Annotated in this window: 16 protein-coding genes and 2 pseudogenes; 9 read left to right on the top strand and 9 right to left on the bottom strand. The window is 66.4% G+C overall.

All coding sequences use genetic code 11. The annotated features are described in order from the left end of the window. Nucleotides 1–159: 159 nt before the first annotated feature. Together ACTIEY_RS12800 and ACTIEY_RS12795 are read right to left on the bottom strand one after the other, a co-directional pair. The gene (locus ACTIEY_RS12800; RefSeq protein WP_439520290.1) at nt 160–579 is read right to left on the bottom strand and encodes a rhodanese-like domain-containing protein; all 420 of its coding nucleotides are present in this window, start codon (nt 577–579) and stop codon (nt 160–162) included. Nucleotides 580–783: 204 nt separating this feature from the next. Next, nucleotides 784–1,284, bottom strand: a pseudogene (locus tag ACTIEY_RS12795) (MBL fold metallo-hydrolase); the annotation flags it as partial. A gap of 249 nt (nt 1,285–1,533) precedes the next feature. Here ACTIEY_RS12795 and ACTIEY_RS12790 point away from each other — a divergent pair. The 5 genes from ACTIEY_RS12790 (at nt 1,534) to icmF (ending at nt 9,684) form a co-directional block, all read left to right on the top strand. Then, nucleotides 1,534–2,652, top strand: a complete 1,119-nt coding sequence (locus ACTIEY_RS12790) for a TRAP transporter substrate-binding protein (RefSeq protein WP_439519515.1) — start codon at nt 1,534–1,536, stop codon at nt 2,650–2,652. Between the two features lie 59 nt (nt 2,653–2,711). Continuing rightward, nucleotides 2,712–3,329, top strand: a complete 618-nt coding sequence (locus tag ACTIEY_RS12785; RefSeq protein ID WP_439519514.1) for a TRAP transporter small permease subunit — start codon at nt 2,712–2,714, stop codon at nt 3,327–3,329. Further along, nucleotides 3,329–5,347 (top strand): TRAP transporter large permease, encoded by a 2,019-nt coding sequence (locus ACTIEY_RS12780; RefSeq protein WP_439519513.1) that lies wholly within the window; start codon nt 3,329–3,331, stop codon nt 5,345–5,347. Before ACTIEY_RS12785 ends, ACTIEY_RS12780 begins: the two co-directional genes overlap by 1 nt. A 131-nt stretch (nt 5,348–5,478) precedes the next feature. Continuing rightward, nucleotides 5,479–6,357 carry a PPK2 family polyphosphate kinase gene (locus tag ACTIEY_RS12775; protein WP_439519512.1) on the top strand — a complete coding sequence of 293 codons (879 nt, stop codon included), beginning with the start codon at nt 5,479–5,481 and terminating at the stop codon, nt 6,355–6,357. A 33-nt stretch (nt 6,358–6,390) separates the two neighbouring features. Beyond that, nucleotides 6,391–9,684, top strand: coding sequence for a fused isobutyryl-CoA mutase/GTPase IcmF (gene icmF / locus ACTIEY_RS12770; protein ID WP_439519511.1), 3,294 nt, complete (start codon nt 6,391–6,393; stop codon nt 9,682–9,684). Nucleotides 9,685–9,691: 7 nt separating this feature from the next. Here the strand turns inward: icmF and ACTIEY_RS12765 are convergent, their stop codons facing one another. Continuing rightward, nucleotides 9,692–10,774 carry a DUF6352 family protein gene (locus tag ACTIEY_RS12765; protein WP_439519510.1) on the bottom strand — a complete coding sequence of 361 codons (1,083 nt, stop codon included), beginning with the start codon at nt 10,772–10,774 and terminating at the stop codon, nt 9,692–9,694. Nucleotides 10,775–10,851: 77 nt separating this feature from the next. Between ACTIEY_RS12765 and rocF the strand changes: the two genes are divergently transcribed. Beyond that, nucleotides 10,852–11,769, top strand: coding sequence for an arginase (gene rocF / locus ACTIEY_RS12760; RefSeq protein ID WP_439519509.1), 918 nt, complete (start codon nt 10,852–10,854; stop codon nt 11,767–11,769). A 9-nt stretch (nt 11,770–11,778) separates the two neighbouring features. On the opposite strand, the pseudogene ACTIEY_RS12755 reads toward rocF, so the two are convergent. Then, nucleotides 11,779–13,383 (bottom strand): annotated as a pseudogene (locus ACTIEY_RS12755) (GMC family oxidoreductase); the annotation flags it as partial. A gap of 166 nt (nt 13,384–13,549) precedes the next feature. Here ACTIEY_RS12755 and ACTIEY_RS12750 point away from each other — a divergent pair. Next, nucleotides 13,550–14,401, top strand: a complete 852-nt coding sequence (locus tag ACTIEY_RS12750; protein ID WP_439519508.1) for a 3-hydroxybutyryl-CoA dehydrogenase — start codon at nt 13,550–13,552, stop codon at nt 14,399–14,401. A 69-nt stretch (nt 14,402–14,470) separates the two neighbouring features. After that, nucleotides 14,471–15,874, top strand: a complete 1,404-nt coding sequence (gene gorA / locus ACTIEY_RS12745; protein ID WP_439519507.1) for a glutathione-disulfide reductase — start codon at nt 14,471–14,473, stop codon at nt 15,872–15,874. Here the strand turns inward: gorA and ACTIEY_RS12740 are convergent. Then, nucleotides 15,864–17,144, bottom strand: a complete 1,281-nt coding sequence (locus tag ACTIEY_RS12740) for an MgtC/SapB family protein (RefSeq protein ID WP_439519506.1) — start codon at nt 17,142–17,144, stop codon at nt 15,864–15,866. The genes gorA and ACTIEY_RS12740 overlap by 11 nt on opposite strands. Nucleotides 17,145–17,196: 52 nt before the next feature. Here ACTIEY_RS12740 and ACTIEY_RS12735 point away from each other — a divergent pair, with 52 nt between their 5' ends. Next, nucleotides 17,197–18,705, top strand: coding sequence for an AMP nucleosidase (locus ACTIEY_RS12735; protein ID WP_439519505.1), 1,509 nt, complete (start codon nt 17,197–17,199; stop codon nt 18,703–18,705). Between the two features lie 12 nt (nt 18,706–18,717). On the opposite strand, the gene ACTIEY_RS12730 is transcribed toward ACTIEY_RS12735, so the two are convergent. The 4 genes from ACTIEY_RS12730 to purT form a co-directional block, all read right to left on the bottom strand. Further along, the gene (locus ACTIEY_RS12730; RefSeq protein ID WP_439519504.1) at nt 18,718–19,431 is read right to left on the bottom strand and encodes an anti-sigma factor; all 714 of its coding nucleotides are present in this window, start codon (nt 19,429–19,431) and stop codon (nt 18,718–18,720) included. Next, complete coding sequence (locus tag ACTIEY_RS12725; RefSeq protein WP_439520289.1) at nt 19,428–19,988, bottom strand: sigma-70 family RNA polymerase sigma factor; 561 nt, start codon at nt 19,986–19,988, stop codon at nt 19,428–19,430. Before ACTIEY_RS12725 ends, ACTIEY_RS12730 begins: the two co-directional genes overlap by 4 nt. A 99-nt stretch (nt 19,989–20,087) precedes the next feature. Further along, a complete protein-coding gene (locus tag ACTIEY_RS12720) occupies nt 20,088–20,693 on the bottom strand; it encodes a DUF3455 domain-containing protein (protein ID WP_439519503.1) in 606 nt (201 codons plus the stop codon). Between the two features lie 119 nt (nt 20,694–20,812). Continuing rightward, nucleotides 20,813–22,027 carry a formate-dependent phosphoribosylglycinamide formyltransferase gene (gene purT, locus ACTIEY_RS12715; RefSeq protein WP_439519502.1) on the bottom strand — a complete coding sequence of 405 codons (1,215 nt, stop codon included), beginning with the start codon at nt 22,025–22,027 and terminating at the stop codon, nt 20,813–20,815. Nucleotides 22,028–22,030: the final 3 nt, after the last annotated feature.

Below are 22,030 nucleotides of genomic sequence, written 5' to 3'. Positions count from 1 at the left end.
CTAACGGATAGAAAACCCCATTGAAAAAAGAAATCCGTGAAAAATCGCACAACCCCTGTCAGGGTTGACAGGGGTTGTGACGCTTTCTACTCAAGTTTCGGTCGTTTTAGCCGACAGGCGGTGACGCAAAACCGCCACAGACGGTGTGTGACATATGTCTCAGTTCTGTCGCCATGACAGTCCGCGCCGGCGCCATCCCCCTTTTTTGCCGCGCTGGGCGCTGGCATCGGGGTCGCCTTCGAAGCCTTCGAGGATGTTGTAGGCCTCCAGCCCCAGTTCGGTGGCCCGCCTGGCGGCCGCGATCGAACGCACACCGCTGCGGCACAGCAGCACCAGCTTTTTGCCACCGGCGGCGTCCTGGATCTGGCGGTCGAATTCCGGGTTCAAGGCCATGCCCGGCCACTGCTTCCAGGCCACCGGCACTGCCCCGGGCACGAAGCCCACCCATTCCCGCTCGGCATCGGTTCGCACGTCCACCAGCACCGCTTCGCCCGCCTGCATCCACTGCCAGGCCAGTTCGGGCGACACGTCGCCAGCGTAGCTGCCTTGGTGCACGCCAGCGGCCGGGCTGGGCTGCATGTGCAGCACGCTGTCGGCGTCGTGGCGCAAGCCGGAGCTCAGGTTGGCGGGCACCGCTTCGTCGATGCGGCGTGGCCGCGGCAACTGCAGGGCCTCCATGAGGGCGACGAACTCGGCTTCCGATTTGCCGGCAACCCGCGCGTTGGCGGCCTTTTCCTGTCCGATGCTGGAATGGCTGCGCCCCTGGTAGTCGTGTCCGGGCCACACGGCGGTGTCATCGGGCAAGGTGTAGAGCACCTGCGTGAGACTGCGGTAGAGCTCGCTGGCGCTGCCCGACTGGAAGTCCGTGCGTCCGCAGCCGTTGATGAGCAGGGTGTCACCGGTGAAGACGTGGGCCCGCCAGAGAAAGCTCATGCTGCCCGCGGTGTGGCCCGGCGTGTGCAGGGCCTGGAGGGTTTCGGCGCCGAATTTCAGCGTGTCGCCGTGATGCAGCTGCACGCCCGCCGTGCCGATGCCACAACCATGGGGCGCTGCGGTGCGCGCACCTGCCAGCTCGGCTAGCCGACCCGCACTGGTGATGTGGTCCGCGTGCGCGTGGGTTTCCACCGTCCACACCAGTTTGAGTCCGTATTCCTGCAGCGTGGCGAGGTCGCGTTCAAGCTGCTCGTCCACGGGATCGATGAGGACTGCCTCGCGACTCTGCTGGTCGAACAGCAGGTAGGTGTAGGTGCTCGATGCGGGGTCGAAGAGCTGGATGGGTTTCATGGGAGCAGCGAAATCGGGCAGAGCGGCAAAGGATATCGGCAACTCCCCGAGGCGGCGAACCCACAACGAAGGAAATACCAGAATGCAATATCAGATAGATCAAACGGGTTCATCGGGATGCGGGTATCCCCGCAGAGGTGACCGTGAGCCGTCGCTTAATTGACCGCCGGTCGGTGAAAACCCTGCGCGGTGCAACAGGGTCGATGGCGCATCATCGACTGCTCATCAACCCGTACTGGAGACAAACCGATGTCAGATCAGAAAACCGTCACTTCGCGCCGAGGCATCCTCAAAGGTGCAGCCGTCGCGGCTGGCGCCATGTCCGTGCCCATGATTGCAACAGCACAGACGACCTCGTTGCGCTTTCAAAGCACCTGGCCCTCGAAGGACATCTTCCACGAGTACGCCCAGGACTTTGCCAAGAAGGTCAACGACATGGCCGGCGGGCGTCTGAAGATCGAAGTGCTGCCCGCTGGTGCCGTGGTGCCGGCCTTCCAGCTGCTTGAAGCCGTGGCCAAGGGCACGCTCGATGGCGGCCATGGCGTGGTGGCTTACCACTACGGCAAGAACTCCGCACTGGCGCTCTGGGGCTCCGGCCCGGCCTACGGCATGGATCCCAACATGGTGCTGGCCTGGCACAACTACGGTGGCGGCAAGGCGCTGCTCGAAGAGATCTATGGCAGCCTGAACCTGGACGTGACCTCCTACCTCTACGGCCCCATGCCCACGCAGCCACTGGGCTGGTTCAAGAAGCCGGTCTCCAAGGTGGCCGACATGAAGGGCCTGAAGTTCCGCACGGTGGGCCTGGCGGTGGACGTGTTCACCAAGATGGGCACCGCCGTGAACCCGCTGCCCGGCGGCGAGATCGTGCCCGCGCTCGACCGCGGCCTGATCGACGCGGCCGAGTTCAACAACGCGTCCTCTGACCGCGTGCTGGGCTTCCCCGACGTGGCCAAGAACTGCATGCTGCAAAGCTTCCACCAGAGCGGTGAGCAGTTCGAGATCCTGTTCAACAAGACCAAGCTCAACGCCCTGCCCGCCGAAGTCAAGGCCATCGTTGACTACGCCGTGCAGGCCGCCAGCGCCGACATGAGCTGGAAGGCGATCCAGCGCAATTCGCAGGACTACATCGAGCTGAAGAAGGCTGGCGTGAAGTTCTACAAGACGCCCGACCCGATCCTGCGCGCCCAGCTCGCGGCATGGGACGAGACCATCGCCGAGAAGGCCAAGACCAACCCCGTCTTCCAGAAGGTGCTGGATTCGCAGAAGGCGTTTGCCGAGCGTGCCGGCCAGTGGCAGAACGACTACATGGTCGACTTCAAGATGGCGTACAACCACTACTTCGGCAAGGGCGCCAAGAAGTCCTGATCGGGCTCGCTGTCGCTCGGGGCGCCTGCGGGCGCCCCTTTCTGTTTCTGGAAATACACATGCAACAACTACTGCTGTCCGTTGACCGTTTGTCGACGTGGTTCGGGAAAGCGTGCGCGTGGAGCGTGATTGCGCTCACCGTGCTGATCACTTGGGAGGTTTTCTCCCGCTATGTGCTGAACACCCCGCATGCCTGGGTGCTGGACGCGCAGATCATGTTGTACGGCCTGCTGTTCATGACGGCCGGCGCGTACACACTGGCCAAGAGCGGCCACGTGCGCGGCGACGTGCTCTATGGCTTCTTCAGGCCCCGCACGCAGGCCGCCATCGATCTCACGCTCTACCTGCTGTTCTTCCTCCCCGGCATCGTGGCCCTGACCTACGCCGGCTGGTTTTTCGCCAACGAATCGCTGGCCATCCGCGAACAGACCTTCAACGCCGACCCTCTGCCGCTCTACCCGTTCAAGTTCGTGGTACCGATCGCAGGCGCTTTCCTCCTGCTTCAGGGCATCGTCGAAATCATCCGCTGCATCATGTGCCTGCAGACCGGCGCGTGGCCCTCCCGGGAGGAGGACGTGGAAGAAGTGGACGTGGACAAGCTCAAGGAAATGGTGAACGTGAAAGACGCCGACATTGAAGCGCTGGACAGCCTGGTCGTGAAGAAAGGCGGCCAGTGATGAAAATTCGCAAGGAACTCTGGTTCGGCTTCACCCTGATGGCGCTCATCGGCGCCGCGGCACTCGCGATGGTGTTCAGCGTGGAGACCATGACCAACGGGCACTACGGCCTGCTCATGCTTTCCCTGGTGGTCGTGGCCATCATGCTGGGCTTTCCCACTGCCTTCACCCTCATGGGCATGGGCATGATGTTCGCGTTCTTCGCCTACCACTCGGGCGACCAGACCGCGGCCGGCGCCATGAAGCAGACACTGGACCTGATGGTGCAGCGCGCGTTCTCGGTGATGGGCAACGACGTGCTGATCTCGATCCCGCTGTTCGTGTTCATGGGCTACCTCGTGGAGCGCGCCAACCTGATCGACAAGCTCTTCAGAAGCCTGCACCTGGCGCTGGCGCGCGTGCCCGGCTCGCTGGGCGTGGCCACGCTGGTGACCTGCGCGGTGTTCGCCACCGCCACCGGCATCGTGGGCGCCGTTGTCACGCTCATGGGCCTGCTGGCGCTGCCGCAGATGCTGAGGGCGGGCTACGACGTGCGGCTCTCTGCCGGCGTGATCACGGCCGGCGGCTGCCTGGGCATCCTGATCCCGCCCTCGGTCCTGCTGATCGTGTATGGCGCCACCGCCGGCGTGTCGGTGGTGCAGCTGTACGCGGGCGCCTTCTTCCCCGGCATCATGCTGGCGGGCCTGTACATCCTGTACGTGATCATCATGGCCAAGCTCAAGCCGGCCTGGGCTCCGCCGCTCACCGCTGCGCAGCGCTTCGTGCCGCTGCCTGCGCCCTTGACGGCCATTGGCGCCCGAGGCGACGGCTGGGCCGTCTCCCACCTGGTCAAGGCCTTGAAGGGCAAGCGCAACCAGGGCGTGTCCACGGGCTACCTGCTGGGCCAGCTCGGCATCGCCCTGCTGCCCGCCATCCTGTTTGCTGCGGTGGCGTTCGCGAGCTACCAGAGCGCGACCACGGTGGTGCCGGTGGAGACCTACGAAGAACTGCAGCCCATGGGCGCCGGGTCCAGCGTGGATGAGGACAGCGGCAGCGAAGGCGGTCTGGCCGAGCCCCCCTCCTCCGATGAAGGCGGCCTGGCCGAGCCACCGTCGGAAGACGGCGCCCTGGCCGAGCCGCCGAGTACCGAGGCAGGGGGCGTGTCGGAGCCGCCGGGTGCCGAACGGGCTGGCGGTGTGGCCGAGCCACCCGGTGCCGTGGCCGAGCCTGCTGCCGCAGCGACCGCCAGTGCCCAGACGCCAGCCGAAGAGGTCGCCACCACGAAACCCGCCTCCATGAGCTTCTGGATCGGGCTGGCCGTGGGCGCCCTGGCGATGGTGATCTTCTACGCCATCCTGAGCTTCACGCGACTGGAAGTGTTCAAGATGCTGCTCTCCAGCTTCTTCCCGCTGCTGGTGCTCATCCTGTCCGTGCTCGGATCCATCGTGTTCGGCCTGGCCACGCCCACCGAAGCGGCGGCGGTGGGCGCGTTCGGTGGCTTCCTGCTCGCGGCGGCCTACCGGCAACTCACCTTCGGCGTGGTCAAGGAAAGCGTGTTCCTCACCGCCAAGACCAGCGCCATGGTGTGCTGGCTGTTCGTCGGTTCGGCCATCTTCTCGGCGGCGTTCGCGCTGCTGGGTGGGCAGGAACTGGTGGAAAACTGGGTGCTGGGCATGAACCTGTCCAAGACGGAGTTCCTGATCCTGTCGCAGGTGATCATCTTCATCCTGGGCTGGCCGCTGGAATGGACCGAGATCATCGTGATCTTCATGCCCATCTTCATTCCACTGCTGGACAACTTCGGGGTGGATCCGCTGTTCTTTGGCCTCCTGGTGGCGCTGAACCTGCAGACCGCATTCCTGAGCCCCCCGGTGGCCATGAGCGCGTTCTACCTGAAGGGGGTGAGTCCGCCGCACGTGACGCTGAACCAGATCTTCGCCGGCATGCTGCCCTTCATGGGCATCCAGATCCTGGCCATCGTGCTGCTGTACCAGTTCCCCGCCATCGGCATGTGGCTGCCGCAGGTGCTGTACCGCTGATCCGGGCGCGTCCGGCAAAACCCTGCAGGGGGCGCTTCGGCGCCCCTTTTTTTGCCCGATGGGGTTAACATCCTGCGTTGTTGACGTTTACGTAAACGTCAACGTCCCAAACCTCACTTCATGCGACGCCCATGCCCAGCCTGAACGACGCCGACCTGCCCTTTCCCCCTTCCGCCGTGGTTGCCGGCAAGGGCTCGACCTGGCGCGACTGGCAGGTGATGCCCGGCAAGGCGCGGGGCGTGTCGCTCAAATCCTTCAAGACCGACGCCAAACCGTTCTCCGGCGGCAACAAGGCGGCCGACCAGGAAGCCGTCGCGGCGCTGTCGGCCGAGCTGGACGAACTGCAGAACCTCTTCTATGCCGATCGGCGCTTCAAGTTGCTGGTGGTGCTGCAGGGCACCGACACCTCGGGAAAGGACGGCACCGTGCGCGGCGTGTTCGCGCGCACCAGCCCGCTGGGCGTGCACACCGTGGGGTGGAAAGCCCCTACCGAACCCGAACGCGAGCGCGACTATCTCTGGCGCATCCACCAGAAGGTGCCCGCCGCCGGCGAGATCACGGTCTTCAACCGCAGCCACTATGAGGACGTGCTGGTGCCCACCGTCAACGGTTGGATCACGCCCGAGCAGACGCAACGACGCTACGAGCACATCAAGGATTTCGAGCGCCTGCTCGCCGAAACCGGCACCGTCATCCTCAAGTTCATGCTGCACATCGGCAAGGACGAGCAGCGCGAGCGCCTGCAGGAACGCGTGGACGATCCCACCAAGCACTGGAAATTCAGCCTCGGCGACCTCGAGGTGCGCAAGCAGTGGGACGACTACCAAGCGGCCTACGAAGCGCTGCTGAACGCCACCAGCACCCCTTGGGCACCGTGGACGGTGGTGCCATCGGACTCCAAGACCCACCGCAACCTGATGATCGCCACCGTGGTGCGCGACACGCTCAAGGCATTGAAACTGCGTTATCCCCCCGAGAATCCCGCGTTGAGCAAACTGCGCATCGCCTGAGTTTTCCGAACAAGACGCCCCAGAGAGACAACCATGAGCAACCTAGCCGCCGAATTCCAGGCCCTGGCCAACTACCGTCCGACGCACAAGGTGCGCTTCGTCACCGCCGCCAGCCTGTTCGACGGGCACGACGCGGCCATCAACATCATGCGGCGCATCCTGCAAGGCATGGGCGCCGAGGTGATCCACCTGGGCCACAACCGCTCGGTCGATGAGGTGGTGACCGCCGCGCTGCAGGAAGACGCGCAGGGCATCGCCATCAGCTCCTACCAGGGCGGCCACGTCGAGTACTTCAAGTACATGGTGGACCTGCTCAGGAGCCGCGGCGGCGAGCACATCCAGGTGTTCGGTGGCGGCGGCGGTGTGATCGTGCCGGCCGAAATCCGCGAGCTGCAGGACTACGGCGTGACGCGCATCTACAGCCCAGAAGACGGCCAGAAGATGGGCCTGGCCGGAATGATCGGTGAGATGGTGATGCGCTGCGACCGCGACCTGAGTCCCTACGCGCCCAAGGCGCTGACCGCCATCGAGGGCCAGGGGGAGATGAACTGGCGCGCGCTCGCGCAGCTCATCACCGCGCTGGAGAACGGCAACGCGGACGCTTCGGTGGTCTCCGCGCTTCGCGAGCAGGCCGCATCGAAAAAGGTCCCGGTGCTGGGCATCACGGGCACAGGCGGCGCGGGCAAGTCCTCGCTCACCGACGAACTCATCCGCCGCCTGCGCCTGGACCAGGCGGACCGCCTGCGCGTGGCCGTGATCTCCATCGACCCCTCTCGCCGCAAGAGCGGCGGCGCCCTGCTGGGCGACCGCATCCGCATGAACGCCATCAACCCCTGGAGCCAGGGACAGCGCGTGTACATGCGCAGCCTGGCCACGCGCGATTTCGGCAGCGAGATCAGCGCCGCCCTGCCCGACGTGATCGCGGCCTGCAAGTGTGCCGGCTTCGACCTGATCGTGGTCGAGACCTCCGGCATCGGCCAGGGCGACGCGGCCATCGTGCCGCACGTGGACGTGCCCATGTACGTGATGACGCCCGAATTCGGCGCGGCCAGCCAGCTCGAGAAGATCGACATGCTCGACTTCGCCGCCTTCGTCGCCATCAACAAGTTCGATCGCAAGGGCGCGCTGGATGCGCTGCGCGACGTGGCCAAGCAGGTGCAGCGCAACCAGGAAGCCTGGGGCACGCCGCCCGACCAGATGCCGGTGTTCGGCACCATGGCCGCGCGCTTCAACGACGACGGCGTGACCGCGCTTTACCAGGCGCTGAAGATCCGGCTGGGCGAGCTCGGCCTGCCGCTCCAGGACGGCCAGTTGCCCCGTGTGACCGTGCGGCACAGCACCAACCAGACGCCCATCGTGCCGCCCGCGCGCACGCGCTACCTGGCCGACATCAGCGACACCGTGCGCGGCTACAAGAAGAAAGCCATCGAGCAGGCCCGCCTGGCACGCGAGATCCAGCAGCTTCAAGCCAGCGCCGCCATGCTGCGCGTGGAAAAGCCGGAGCGTTCGCGCGCCGCCGAAGCGGTCATCGACCTGGCCCAGGTGCGCGAGCTCGACCAGGATCCTGCGGCGCGCAAACTGCTCGTGCAATGGCCCGACATGCAGAAGGCCTACGCCAGCGACGAGTACGTGGTGAAGATCCGCGACAAGGAAATCCGCACCGCGCTCACCACCCGAAGCCTCTCGGGCACCGTCATACGCAAAGTGGCCTTGCCGAAATACGAGGACCATGGCGAGATCCTCAAGTGGCTGATGCTGGACAACGTGCCCGGCAGCTTTCCGTACACCGCAGGCACCTTCGCCTTCAAGCGCGAGGGCGAGGACCCCACGCGCATGTTTGCCGGCGAAGGCGACCCATTCCGCACCAACCGCCGCTTCAAGCTGCTCTCCGCAGGCACACCGGCCAAGCGACTGTCCACCGCGTTCGATTCGGTCACGCTCTACGGCAACGACCCCGACCCGCGCCCGGACATCTACGGCAAGGTGGGCAACTCGGGCGTGAGCATCGCCACGCTGGACGACATGAAGGTGCTGTACGGCGGATTCGACCTCTGCCACCCGGCCACGTCGGTGTCCATGACCATCAACGGTCCGGCGCCCAGCATTCTGGCGATGTTCATGAACACCGCCATCGACCAGAACCTGGAGAAGTTCGAAGCCGAGAACGGCCGCCAGCCGACCGCCACCGAAGCCGCCAAGATCCGCGATTGGGTGCTGGCCAATGTGCGCGGCACGGTGCAGGCCGACATCCTCAAGGAAGACCAGGGCCAGAACACCTGCATCTTCTCCACCGAGTTCTCGCTCAAGGTGATGGGCGATATTGCCGAGTACTTCGTGCACCACGACGTGCGCAACTTCTACTCGGTCTCGATCAGCGGCTACCACATCGCCGAGGCCGGTGCGAACCCGATCAGCCAGCTGGCCTTCACGCTCTCCAACGGTTTCACGTTTGTCGAGGCGTACCTGGCGCGCGGCATGCACATCGACGACTTCGCGCCCAACCTGAGCTTCTTTTTCAGCAACGGCATGGACCCGGAGTACACCGTGCTGGGCCGGGTGGCGCGGCGCATCTGGGCGGTGGCCTTGCGCGACCGGTATGGCGCCAACGAGCGCAGCCAGAAGCTGAAATACCACGTCCAGACCAGCGGCCGCAGCCTGCACGCGCAGGAGATCCAGTTCAACGACATCCGCACCACGCTGCAGGCCTTGATTGCGATCTACGACAACTGCAACAGCCTGCACACGAACGCGTTCGACGAGGCCATCACCACGCCGACCGAAGACTCGGTGCGCCGCGCCATGGCGATCCAGCTCATCATCAACCGCGAGTGGGGTCTGGCGAAAAACGAAAACCCCAACCAGGGCGCCTTCATCATCGACGAGCTCACCGAGCTGGTGGAAGAAGCGGTGCTGCAGGAGTTCGAGAAGATCGCCGAGCGCGGTGGCGTGCTGGGTGCGATGGAAACCGGCTACCAGCGCGGCAAGATCCAGGACGAATCCATGCATTACGAAATGCTCAAGCACACGGGCGAATACCCGATCGTGGGCGTGAACACGTTTCGCAACCCGCACGGCGACCCCACGCCCGAGACGCTGGAACTGGCCCGCTCGACCGACGAGGAAAAGCAGAGCCAGCTTCAGCGCCTGGCCGATTTCCATGCGCGCCACGCTGCGGAGTCCCCAGCCATGCTGCAGCGACTGCGTCAGGCGGTGATCGAGAACGGCAACGTGTTCGAGGTGCTGATGGACGCGGTGCGCGTGTGCTCGCTTGGCCAGATCACCAACGCGCTGTTCGAGGTGGGCGGGCAGTACCGCCGCAACATGTAGGGCCTGTTCAGGCCGGCTGCGCCAGCGGCAGGTTCAGCAGCAGGTTCTGCGGCTTGAGCTTGAGCAAACCGCCGGCCGTCATCGCCAGGCCCAGGTAGACCGGCTTGCCGCGCACGTCGGCGCGCATGTGCTGCGGGTCGTCAAACGTCAGCCGGAAGAGGCTGATGAGCCGCTGCTGGCGTTCGGGCTCGACCTCATGGCCGAGGTAGAGGTCGTTGAGCAATGCGCTCGATTCCACGTCCAGCCCCAGGTGCCAGCGCCATGAAGGATCTTCCACCCGTGCCTCGGGCTGGATCTTCACCACCACACCGTGGAAATGCTGCACCCACATTTCCAGCACCGCGGCCAGCGCCTTGAGCCCCGAGCGTGCGCGCGTCATGGTCAGCGTGAGGCCGTGGGGCAACTCGTTCTGCACTTCGTGGGTGAGGTCCAGCACGAAGTTGAACCGGCCAGCGCCCTGGCGGCTGCGCAGGTAGCGTTCGGCGCTGTCGTCGCCCAGCACCTCGATCTGCGTCTGCGGCAAGGCAGCGCCACCCTGCAGGAGCAGGCGACCCACTTCGCCCAGGCCAGCGGTCTCGTTGAGCATGTCCAGCACCTCGCTGTCGCCGCTGAGCACCCGCCCGTCCTGCACGCTCACGCGCTGTCGGCGAAACAGCAGTTCCGCCGCCCGCCAGCGCCAGGGATCGGACTCCTGGCCCAGCAAATGGCAGACGATGGCCTGCACCATGAGATCCAGGAACAGGGGCGGCACCTGGATGGCGCCTGCCTTGAAGAGGCCCGCGTAGGCCGCTTCAAGCGAACCGGCGGCGATCACCGCGTCGCGCCAGTCCAGGAACAGCCGGTGGTTGGCGCGAACGTCGGCGTCTTCCACCGCCTCGAGTTCGTGTGCCGCCACGGCCCGTTGGGGTTCCTGCATCAGGCTCGCTTGCAGCGCCTTCTCGGCATCGCAGGACTCTTCCACCAGCGCCAGTTCGGGACGCGACAGCCAGAACCGCCAGTAGTCGGCGGTGGGCACCAGCCAGCCCCGCGCGTTGCGAGCGAGGCGGTCGTGACCGCAGGAAGACCAGAAGACGTCGGAGGAATCGGACATGAAGAAAACGCTCAGCCAAGGGTGAGGGATTGTCGTTCACCTCGCCACGTCCCCGCGCCTTCCACCACAATGGCGCCATGCAACCCGACATCAGCCTCATCGGCGTCCCCACCGACATCGGCGCCGGCGCGCGCGGCGCTTCCATGGGTCCCGAAGCCTTGCGGGTGGCCAACCTGGCCACCGTGCTGGAGGGCCAGGGGTTGCGGGTGATGGACCGGGGCAACCTCGCCGGGCCCTCCAATCCCTGGCAGCCGCCCGCCGAAGGCTATCGGCACCTGGACGAAGTGGTGGCCTGGAACGAGCGCCTGCACGAGGCGGTGCACGCTGAACTGGTGCAGGGGCACCTGCCCATCGTGCTGGGCGGCGACCATTGCCTGGGCCTGGGCTCGATCAGCGCGGTGGCGCGCCATTGCCGCGCATCGGGCCGGAAATTGCGCGTGCTCTGGCTCGACGCCCACGCCGACTTCAACACCGCCGACCTCACTCCCAGCGGCAACATCCACGGCATGCCGGTGGCGCTGCTTTGCGGCTACGGCCCGGCGCGCCTCACCGGCATCGGTGGTCACACGCCCGCCATCGAAGCCAGCCAGGTGCGGCAGATCGGCATCCGCAGCGTGGACGCGGGCGAAAAGCGCCTGGTGCACCAGGCCGGTCTGGAGGTGTTCGACATGCGCTACATCGACGAGATGGGCATGCGGCACACGATGGAACAAGCGCTCAAGGGCGTGGACGACCACACCCACCTGCACGTGAGTTTCGACGTCGATTTCCTCGACCCCGAGATCGCGCCCGGCGTGGGCACCACCGTGCTCGGCGGGCCGACGTACCGGGAAGCCCAGTTGTGCATGGAGATGATTGCCGACACCGGTCGGCTGGCCTCACTGGACGTGATGGAGCTCAACCCCGCGCTGGACGTTCGCAACCGCACCGCCGAACTGGCCGTCGACCTGATCGAGAGCCTGTTCGGCAAGTCGACCCTGATGCGCCGGAAGTAGCCTTTCACCTCGAATCATGTCCACGGCCTTTTCGGCCATCATGATCACCGGCGCATTGGTGTTGCCGCCTACCACCTCGGGCATCACCGACGCATCCACCACCCGCAATCCCGCCACGCCGTGCACGCGCAGGCTGGCGTCCACCACATCCATCGCACCAGGACCCATGCGACACGTGCCCACCGGGTGGTAGATGGTGTCGGCATGGTTGCGGATGAACTGCTCGATCTGCGCGTCGCTCTGCGCCTGGGCAGACGAGGCGGACTCGGTGCCACCGTGGCGTGCGAGCGCGGGTTGCTGAAGCAGGCTGCGCATGAGCTTGAAGCCGCGCAGCAGACGCGCCATGTCGTCCGGCTCCTTCAGGAAGGCCGGGTCGATCAGGGGCGCGGCCTGCGGATCGGCGCTGGACAGGCGCAGCGTGCCCCGGCTCTTCGGGCGCAGCAGGCACACATGGCACGAGAAGCCGTGGCCAAACACGGTCTTGCGCCCGTGGTCGACCAGCTTGCCGACGACAAAATGCAGCTGCAGGTCGGGGATGGGTTCGTCCGCCGAACTCTTGATGAAGCCGCCGGCTTCGGCGAAGTTGGTGGTGAGCATGCCGCTGCGCCGGCCCCGCCAATCGAAGATGCCCCGCACCATGCGCCCCACGCCGCCCAACGAAAGACCAAAGAGATCCTTCACCTTGGGTGCGTTGACCACCAGCACCACGTCCACATGGTCGTGCAGGTTCTGCCCGACACCCGGGAGGTCGTGCACCGCCCGGATGCCGTGTTCGGCCAGGTGGTCAGCCGGGCCGATGCCCGAGAGCATGAGCAGCTGCGGTGAACCGAAGGCGCCGGCACTCAGCACCACCTCGCCGCCTTCGCGCAGCCGCAGGATCTGCAGCGGCCCGCGGCCGCCGTTGCCACGGTATTCGACACCCACGGCGCGCGGTGGCGATTCCTCTTCGTCCAGCACCACCCGGGTGGTCAGCGCACGGGTGATCACCTGGAGGTTGCTTCGCTCCAGGTGCGGTGTGAGGTAGGCCTTGGCCGCGCTGTAACGCTCGCCGTTCTTGTGCGTGACCTGGTAGACGCCCACGCCTTCCTGCTGCGGGCCGTTGAAGTCGGTGTTGAGCGGATAGCCTGCCTGCACGCCCGCCTCCACGAACGAAGGGAGGAAGGCGTTCGGACTCCGCAGGTCCATCACGTTGAGCGGGCCACCCTGGCCGTGCAGTGCGTCAGCGCCGCGTTCATTGTGTTCGGCGCGCTTGAAATACGGCAGCACGTCCGCAAAAGACCACCCGGGATTGCCCTGAGCCGCCCAGCGGTCGTAGTCGCTGGCGTGACCGCGCGCGTAGATCATGGCGTTGATGGAGCTGGATCCTCCCAGCACCTTGCCGCGCGGCTGGTAGCCTCGCCGCCCGTTCAGGCCGGGCTGCGGCACCGTGCCGTAGCCCCAGCCATTGAGCTCGAAACGCGCCATCGCGGCCAGGCCGGCGGGACAGTGGATCAGCACGCTGCGGTCGCTCGGGCCGGCTTCGATGAGGGCGACGCGAACCGCAGGGTCTTCGCTCAGGCGGGAAGCCAGCACGCAGCCGGCCGATCCACCGCCGACGATGATGTAGTCGAACATGGGTGTCTCCGTGTGGGCCACGCGCCGAAGCCGGTGCGCGACAATCCGTGGGGCAAGTTAGCACAGGCGCCCGGGCACCAGTAGGCGGTGCTGCCTAGGAAAGACACACCGGCGACGCCGGGAAAACCCCCAACAAGACCGCAATCAAATTCAGGAGTTGGCATTCATGAACACCATCCAGACCGTCGGCATCATCGGCTCGGGCACCATGGGCAACGGCATCGCACAAGCCTGCGCCACGCGGGGCATCCGCGTGGTGATGGTCGACATCGCGCAGGCCGCCGTGGACAAAGGGCTGGCCACCGTGGCCGGCAGCCTGGACCGCCTGATCAAGAAGGAGAAGATCAGCGCCTCCGACAAGGACGCGGCGCTGGCGCTCATCAAAGGTTCGACGAACTACGAGGACCTCAAGGGCGCGCAGCTGGTCATCGAAGCCGCCACCGAGAACGAGGGCCTGAAGATCAAGATCCTGCAGCAGCTCGACGGCCTGCTCGCGCCCGAGGTGATCGTGGCCACCAACACCAGTTCGATCAGCATCACCAAGCTGGCTGCCGCCACGCAACGGCCCGACCGCTTCATCGGCATGCACTTCTTCAACCCCGTGCCCATGATGGCGCTGGTGGAGATCATCCGTGGCCTGCAGACCAGCGATGCCACGCACGACGCGGTGAAAAGCCTCGCCGAGGCGCTGGGCAAATCGCCCATCACGGTGAAGAACGCGCCGGGCTTCGTGGTCAACCGCATCCTGGTGCCCATGATCAACGAGGCCTTTTTCGTGCTGGCCGAAGGCAGCGCCAGCGCCGACGACATCGATGCCGGCATGAAGCTTGGCACCAACCAGCCCATCGGCCCGCTGGCGCTGGCCGACATGATCGGCCTTGACGTGTGCCTGGCCGTGATGAACGTCTACATGGCCGAGTTCAACGACAGCAAGTACCGCCCTGCTCCGCTGCTGAAGGAAATGGTGGCCGCGGGCTGGCTGGGTCGCAAGACCGGGCGGGGTGTGTACACCTATTGAATTGAACCTGCGCCGGCAGTGTCATTGGCTCGGACCTAACATCCCTGCTCCACCTCAGGACAGCACCGCATGACTTCATTCGACTTCGACCTCTTCGTCATCGGTGGCGGCAGCGGCGGCGTGCGTGCCGCGCGCATGGCCGCCCAGCGCGGCGCGCGCGTGGGCATGGCCGAAGTGCTGGGCCAAGAAGGCCTGGGTGGCACCTGCGTGAACGTGGGGTGCATCCCGAAGAAGCTGTACAGCTATGCGGCGCACTACGGCGAGGCGTTCGCGGAATCGCACGGGTTCGGCTGGGAAGGCGAGAAACCCGTCTTCAACTGGGCCACACTCAAGGCCAACCGCGCGCGGGAAATCAGCAGACTCAATGGCGTCTATGGCAACCTGTTGCGCGGCTCGGGCGTGACGGTGTTCGAGGCCTTCGCGCGGCTGACCGGCGCCAATGGCGTTGCGCTGTCCACCTTGAATGCGGACGGATCACCCGGCCACCAGGAATTCACGGCCAGGCACATCCTGATCGCCACCGGCGGCACGCCCCACGTGCCGCACTTCGTGGGGCGCGAGCACGTCATCACGTCCAACGAAATCTTCGACCTGGAGCCTTTTCCGAAGCGACTGGTGGTGGTGGGTGGTGGCTACATTGCCAGCGAGTTCGCCTCCATCTTCAATGGCCTGGGGTCGAAGGTCACCCAACTCTACCGAGGTGACCAGATCCTGCGCGGCTTTGACGACGAGATCCGGCATTTCGTCTCGGCCGAGATGGTCAAGGCGGGTGTGAATCTCCACCTGAATGCCGGCGTGGTCGACATCCGCCAGACCGACGAAGGCCTGCGCGTGGAATGCGAAGGCGGCGCGCTGGTGATGGCCGATGCCGTGCTGTACGCCACCGGGCGCGTGCCGAACGTGGCCGACATGGGCCTGGAAACCGTGGGCGTGGCCCAGGGTGCGAAGGGCGAGATTCTCGTCAACGAGCGCTACCAGACCAACGTGCCCTCCGTCTTTGCGCTGGGCGACGTCACCAACCGACTGCAGCTCACACCGGTGGCACTGGGCGAAGCCATGGTGGTGGTGGACCAGCTTTTCGGCCCGGCCGCGGGCAAGATGCCGCGCAGCATGGCCTACGAGTTCGTGCCCACCGCGGTGTTCACGCATCCCAGCATCGGCACCGTGGGCTACAGCGAAGAGAAAGCGCGAGAGAAATTCGGCGATGTGACGGTCTTCCGCAGCGAGTTCAAGGCCTTGAAGCACACGCTCTCGGGCAGCACCGAGCGCACGCTGATGAAACTGGTGGTGGACACGAAGAGCCACCGCGTGGTGGGGCTGCACATGGTGGGCGCCGAAGCCGGCGAAATCGTGCAGGGCTTCGCGGTGGCCATGAAGGCCGGTGCCACCAAGGCGGTGTTCGACAGCACGATCGGCATCCATCCGACGGCGGCGGAGGAGTTCGTGACGATGAGAGAACCTGTCAAGACCTGACGATGGCGAGGAGCGTCACACCGAGCAAGGTGTGAGCCCAGAGTCCTGGCGCCAGCCAGACCAGGTACTGCGCACCGCCCACCAGCCAGGCCGTCACGCTCTTGCTGAACGCGTGCACGCCGAGCGCGAGCATCACCGCCTGCTGGGCGCCGCTGGCGGGCAGGCTGGAGGCGAACACCGCTGCCAGCGCGGCGTGCAGGTCGGCCAATGCCCCCAGCAAGGTGCCCACCATCAAGCCCGCCGCGCCCAGCCAAAGCTCCAACGCGTGCACCAGCAGCTGGATGCCAGTGAGCAGAGCGGCCACAGCCGCAGCGCCCTTCAAGCTGAACATGCGTTCCTCGCCAGCGCCGGGCGCCCCTTCCACGCGTGGCGTGGACACGGCGCCCAACTCACCCTCGGCCGGCGCGCCACGCACGAGCCAGAAGCCCCATATCGCGGCCAGTGCAGCGCCCGCCAGGGCGGGCATCCAAAGCCGCGAAAGCCAGGCGGGCTGCACGGCGGCTGCCACCAGCAGCAACTGCATCTGGGTGGACACGCAGGACAGCAGTCCGCCGCCGGCCATCAGGCGAGCACCCGAGCGGCCTTCGCGCACCGCGAGGCCCAGCGTGGCGATGGTGGCGGTGCTGGAGACGAAGCCCGACGCCAGTGAAGACAGCGCCACGGCGTGGCGCGCTGCCAGCAGCCGCCGGCCCAGGTGGGCAAGCGACTGCACCGCCAGCAGCAGCGCCAGCAGTTGCACCATCACATGCGGGTTGAGCACGGGTCCCCACAGCGGGCGGTCGGGCATCAGTGGCAGGGCCAGCAGCACCAGGGCGGCCAGCACGATGCCGTCGCGCACTTCAGCGGGCTTGAGCCAGTGGCTGACGAAGCGGTGCATGCGTTCGCGCCCGGCCAGCACCACCGTGAGAGCCGCCGCCAGCGCAGCGGCCAGCGGCAGGCTCCAGGTGCAGAGCACGCCGATGAGGTAGGTGAGCAGCAGCGCCACTTCGGTGGTGATGCCGGGATCGTCGGACCGGTCCCGCCAGTAGGCCACCACGCCCAGCGCGCCCACGAACAGCGCGCCGGCCACCACCAGCCCGTCGATCTGCGTGAGGGCGGCCGCCGCGCCAGTGACACAGACCAGCGCAAAGCTGCGCAGGCCCGCCAGCGCGCGGCCGGGGCCCACGCCTTTGCGCCGCTCCCGCTCCACACCAATCAACAGCCCGCAGCCCAGTGCCACGGCCAGCGTGAGGGCGGCGGAGACCAGCAGGGGGTGGTTGAGTTCGGGCATTCGGGGGATGGCGGTCGATGCGGCCGTCACAACGCAGGGTGACAATAGCGCCATGCACAAGAAGCCCGACTTTACCGCCCCCCTCGTCTTCACCGACCCCGCCCAGGCCCTCGCCCAGGTGCAACGGATCTACCACGACAACGTGGAATTCCTGCGCCAGGCCATGCGCGACTACGTGGCCGGTGGCGACTTCTCTGGCTCGCATGTGCGCGCCTGTTATCCCTACGTGCGCGTGCACGCCCACAGCACCTTGCGCCGAGGCGCCGCGCCCGACAGCCCCGCCATCAAGAAGCTGAGCTACGGCTTCGTGGCCGGCCCGGGCCGATTCGAGACGACGCTCACCCGACCCGACCTGTACGCCGACTACTACCTGCAGCAATTCAGCCTGCTGCTGGCCAACCACGGCGGTGAACTGGAAGTGGGCACCAGCACCCAGCCCATTCCCATCCATTTCTCTTTCGCCGAACACGACCACGTGGAAGGCGCCATGGACGTGGGGCGCCGCGCCCTGATGCGCGATGTGTTCGATCTGCCCGACCTCACCGCCATGGACGACGGCATTGCCAACGGCACCTATGTGCCCAAGGCGGGCGAAGCGCATCCGTTGTCGCTCTTCACCGCGCCGCGGGTCGACTACTCGCTGCAGCGCCTGCGCCACTACACCGGCACTGCGCCCGAGTGGTTCCAGAACTTCGTCATGTTCACCAACTACCAGTTCTACATCGACGAGTTCATCAAGCTCGGCCACGCCGAAATGGCCAATCCCGAGAGCGAGTACATCGCCTTCGTCGAACCCGGCAACGTGGTGATGCGTCGCACCGGCCTGGCCGCCGAACCCGGCGACGAGTTGGGCCACGCACCCCCGCGCCTGCCGCAGATGCCCGCCTACCACCTCATGCGCGCCGACCGCAGCGGCATCACCATGGTCAACATCGGCGTGGGTCCGGCCAACGCCAAGACCATCACCGACCACATCGCCGTGCTGCGCCCGCACGCCTGGCTCATGCTCGGCCACTGCGCCGGCCTTCGCACCGCGCAGCAACTGGGCGACTACGTGCTGGCCCACGCCTACGTGCGCGAAGACCACGTGCTCGACGAAGAACTGCCGCTGTGGGTGCCCATTCCCGCGCTGGCCGAGATCCAGCTCGCGCTCGAAGGCGCCGTGGCAGATGTGACCGGCGTGCCGCCGCACGAACTCAAGCGCATCATGCGCACCGGCACCGTGGCCAGCACCGACAACCGCAACTGGGAACTGCTACCGGACAACATGCCGCAGCGCCGCTTTTCGCAATCGCGCGCCGTGGCGCTCGACATGGAAAGCGCCACCATCGCGGCCAACGGCTTTCGGTTCCGCGTGCCCTATGGCACCCTGCTGTGCGTGAGCGACAAGCCCTTGCACGGTGAAATCAAGCTGCCCGGCATGGCCAACCACTTCTACCGCGAGCGCGTCGACCAGCACCTGCGCATCGGCATCCGCGCGATCCACATCCTGCGCGAAGGCGGCACCGACCAGTTGCACAGCCGCAAGCTGCGGAGTTTTGCGGAGGTGGCGTTCCAGTGAACGCGGCCGGGTTCAGGTCAGCTTGACCGCACGCCCGATGTAAAGAATGGGCCCGGTGGGCCGCCCGGTCGGCGAGCCGGCGTAGGGTTCCAGCGTGATTTCGAACAGCTGGTTGGGCACCAGCGGCGGCAACTGGTCGAGCTTCACTTCCAGCGGCTGGCCGGGCTGCACCAGGCCCAGGGACACCGGCGCGTTCCAGTCGTCGGCCTTGGTCCAGAACTGCAGCGAACGTTGTTCCGGCACGGCCGTGGTGCCCAGCGGCACCAGACGCAGCGTGTCCCGCCCACTGGTCTGCACCACCCAGCCGGGTGCGGTGCCGTTGGGCGCCACCAGCACCACCATGTATTGCGGCGCGGCAGGCGCAAACAGGCCGGCGGAGGGCAGCAGCACCGCCACCGAAGCGGCCACGAAGCCCGTGGCGGCCACGGCGCGCCAGAAATTGATGTTGCGCCACCAGTTGTTCCAGGGGCTGGAGTTGGTCTGGCCACGCACCGCCACGGCCGGCAAGGACTTTTCGATTCGGGTCCACAGCGCCGCCGGAGGTTCCACCGGCTCGACCAGGGCGGTCAGTGGCAGCAGGCGGGCTTCCCACGCATCGACGGCGGTGCGCAGCATGGCGTCGTTGGGCAGGCGCTCCTGCACCTCGCGACGGCGCGCGCCCGACAGCGTGCCCAGCACGTAGGCCGAGGCCAGCGCGTCGATGTCGTCGAAATCTTGCGCGCTCATGCGAGGCACTCCCGCAGCGAGGCCAGCCCCCGGCGAATCCAGGCTTTCACCGACCCCAGCGGTGCGCCCAGCCGCTCGGCGATCTCGGGATGGGTGCAGCCTTCCAGGTAGGCATAGAGCACGCAGTTGCGCTTGGGCGTGTCCAGGCGGGCCAGGCAGTCGTCGAGGCGGCCCAGGTCGGCGCGCATGGCAAAGGCTTCGGCCATGTCGGGTGCGGCCGGGGCGTCATCGGTCTGCAGCGCGTCCATGTCGTCTTCGTCGGCAGACACGGTGCGGCTACCGGCCCGCACCGCATCGAGCGCGCGGTGGCGCACGATGCCGTACATCCACCCGCGGCCCGCGCCGCGGCTGGCATCGAAGCTGGCGGCCCGGGTCCAGATGTTCATGAATGCGTCGTGCAACACGTCTTCGGCGGTGGCGCGGTCGCGCACGATGCGCAAGGCCACGCCCAACAAATAGCGGCCCTCGCGCTCGTAGAGACGGCGCAGGGCCGCACGATCGCCCCGCGCGCAAGCGGCCAGGGCGGCATCGTGATCGAACGGATCGGTATCGGGTATCGGCAAGGGCGGCTCGGACCAGCTGGGCGGAAGAAGCGGGGCCTGGCACCTTTGTGGCGCCAGGCCCCGTGACTGCCGGCCATACTAGCCGAAGACCGATCAGGAAGCCTTGTAGAAGATGTAGTCGGCCTGGTATTGCACGATCTGCTTGGCACCCATGTTGGACGCGCCGCAGGCCGAAGCCGGTGCCACACCGCCCTTGGTCGCCACGCGCTGCGTGTAGGTCACGCCGGTCATGGCGCCCATGCCCATGGCGGGGTTGGCCTTCACCAGTTGCAGGGGGATGTTGCCGTCGCCTGCGGGCGCCACGGCGATCTGCGTGGCGGTGAACTTGGAACCGTCCATCGCTTCCCAGGTGGCGGGCGGACCGTAGTACTTGCCCACCTGCTTGCCGGAGCGGTCCATCAGCTTGGCATCGGGGCCGCCAAACACCCATTCGAACTGGCCAGGCATGTTGGCCTTGGCCTTGCACTCGTACGTGATCTGGCCCACGCCGACGGTTTCCAGGGCCACGCGGTTGCCTGCAGGCACCTTCACGGCGTCGGGCAGGCTGGCCTGCGAGAACATCATGGCGGGCATGCCGGTGGTGGGGCTGCCCATCGAGGGGGTGTTCCTGACGGAACTGTTCATGTTGGAGCTGCCCGTCTGGGCACAGGCGGTCAGAGCGAGCGCGGCGGCAGCAGCCAGGGTGGTCTTGATGATCATGGGAAAACTCCTCGTTGGTGGGTTGTGGATAGCGGCGCAAAAACAGCGCCACTGCTCCCACTACGCCCCAGCGCGGCGTTTGGATGCACCCGGATGCAAAAAAAACCGGATCCGGGGATTCAGCCCCTGCGAGGCTTCACCTTCGAGGCCGCCAGCTTGGCATGGGCGCGCGCCTTCTCCACGTCGGCGTCAAAGGCCAGGGCCACGCCCATGCGCCTTTTCGTGAAGCTTTCGGGCTTGCCGAACAGGCGGAGTTCGGTCTGCGGGACGCGCAGGGCTTCGTCCACGCCGTCGAACGCAATGCCCGAAGCCTCCACGCCGCCGTAGATGACCGCGCTGGCGCCCGGGCTCTTGAGCACGGTGGAGACCGGCAGGCCCAGGATGGCGCGCGCGTGCAACTCGAACTCGTTCTGCCACTGCGTGATCATGGTGACCATGCCGGTGTCGTGCGGGCGCGGGCTCACTTCGCTGAACCAGACCTGATCGCCCTTGACAAACAGCTCCACGCCGAACAGGCCCTGGCCGCCCAGGTCGTCGGTGACGGCCTTGGCGATGTCGCGCGACCGCTGCAGCGCCGCTGGCGTCATGGGATGCGGCTGCCAGCTCTCGACATAGTCGCCACTCACCTGCACGTGGCCGATGGGGTCGCAGAAATGCGTTTCGACCTGGCCGTCGACGCCGAGTGCGCGCACGGTGAGCTGCGTGATCTCGTAGTCGAAGTCGATGAAACCTTCGACGATGATGCGGCCCGGGCCCACGCGTCCGCCGGACATGGCGTAGTCCCAGGCCTTTTCCACATCGGCGGGGCCGTCGATCTTGCTCTGGCCCTTGCCGCTGCTGCTCATCACCGGCTTCACGATGCAGGGGTAGCCCACCCCTTTCCCGTCTGCGCCGTCGATGGCCGCCTGGAGTTCTTCCAGGGAGTCGCAGAACCGGTAGGGGCTGGTCGGCAGACCCAGCGTTTCAGCAGCGAGACGGCGGATGCCTTCGCGGTCCATCGTCAGGCGCGCGGCGCGGGCGGTGGGAATGACGCGCACCACACCGGCGGCTTCGAGTTCTTCCAGCATGAGCGTGGCGATGGCCTCGATCTCGGGCACCACCAGATGGGGTCGCTCGGTCTCGATCAGCGCCTTCAATTGAGCGGGGTCGCTCATGGTGATGGTGCGCGCGTGGTGCGCCACCTGCTGGCCCGGCGCGTTCTCGTACCGGTCCACCGCCAGGGTCTCCACCCCCAGTCGCTGCAGGGCGATCAGCACTTCCTTGCCGAGTTCGCCCGAGCCGAGCAGCATGACGCGGGTGGCCGAGGGCGAGAGTGGGGTTCCAAGCGTGGTCATGGA

The organism is Hydrogenophaga sp. (assembly GCF_051858985.1).
Taxonomy (GTDB): Bacteria; Pseudomonadota; Gammaproteobacteria; order Burkholderiales; family Burkholderiaceae_C; genus Hydrogenophaga.
Note: the sequence above shows the minus strand (reverse complement) of the source record. Positions and strands in the feature narration are given on the sequence as shown.

Coding starts and splice junctions, on each gene's coding strand:
- ACTIEY_RS12740 (WP_439519506.1), bottom strand. CDS start 17,144: ATGCCCGAACTCAACCACCCCCTGCTGGTCTCCGCCGCCCTCACGCTG.
- gorA (WP_439519507.1), top strand. CDS start 14,471: ATGACTTCATTCGACTTCGACCTCTTCGTCATCGGTGGCGGCAGCGGC.
- icmF (WP_439519511.1), top strand. CDS start 6,391: ATGAGCAACCTAGCCGCCGAATTCCAGGCCCTGGCCAACTACCGTCCG.
- purT (WP_439519502.1), bottom strand. CDS start 22,027: ATGACCACGCTTGGAACCCCACTCTCGCCCTCGGCCACCCGCGTCATG.
- ACTIEY_RS12735 (WP_439519505.1), top strand. CDS start 17,197: ATGCACAAGAAGCCCGACTTTACCGCCCCCCTCGTCTTCACCGACCCC.
- rocF (WP_439519509.1), top strand. CDS start 10,852: ATGCAACCCGACATCAGCCTCATCGGCGTCCCCACCGACATCGGCGCC.
- ACTIEY_RS12790 (WP_439519515.1), top strand. CDS start 1,534: ATGTCAGATCAGAAAACCGTCACTTCGCGCCGAGGCATCCTCAAAGGT.
- ACTIEY_RS12730 (WP_439519504.1), bottom strand. CDS start 19,431: ATGAGCGCGCAAGATTTCGACGACATCGACGCGCTGGCCTCGGCCTAC.
- ACTIEY_RS12780 (WP_439519513.1), top strand. CDS start 3,329: ATGAAAATTCGCAAGGAACTCTGGTTCGGCTTCACCCTGATGGCGCTC.
- ACTIEY_RS12765 (WP_439519510.1), bottom strand. CDS start 10,774: ATGTCCGATTCCTCCGACGTCTTCTGGTCTTCCTGCGGTCACGACCGC.
- ACTIEY_RS12785 (WP_439519514.1), top strand. CDS start 2,712: ATGCAACAACTACTGCTGTCCGTTGACCGTTTGTCGACGTGGTTCGGG.
- ACTIEY_RS12750 (WP_439519508.1), top strand. CDS start 13,550: ATGAACACCATCCAGACCGTCGGCATCATCGGCTCGGGCACCATGGGC.
- ACTIEY_RS12800 (WP_439520290.1), bottom strand. CDS start 579: ATGCAGCCCAGCCCGGCCGCTGGCGTGCACCAAGGCAGCTACGCTGGC.
- ACTIEY_RS12720 (WP_439519503.1), bottom strand. CDS start 20,693: ATGATCATCAAGACCACCCTGGCTGCTGCCGCCGCGCTCGCTCTGACC.
- ACTIEY_RS12775 (WP_439519512.1), top strand. CDS start 5,479: ATGCCCAGCCTGAACGACGCCGACCTGCCCTTTCCCCCTTCCGCCGTG.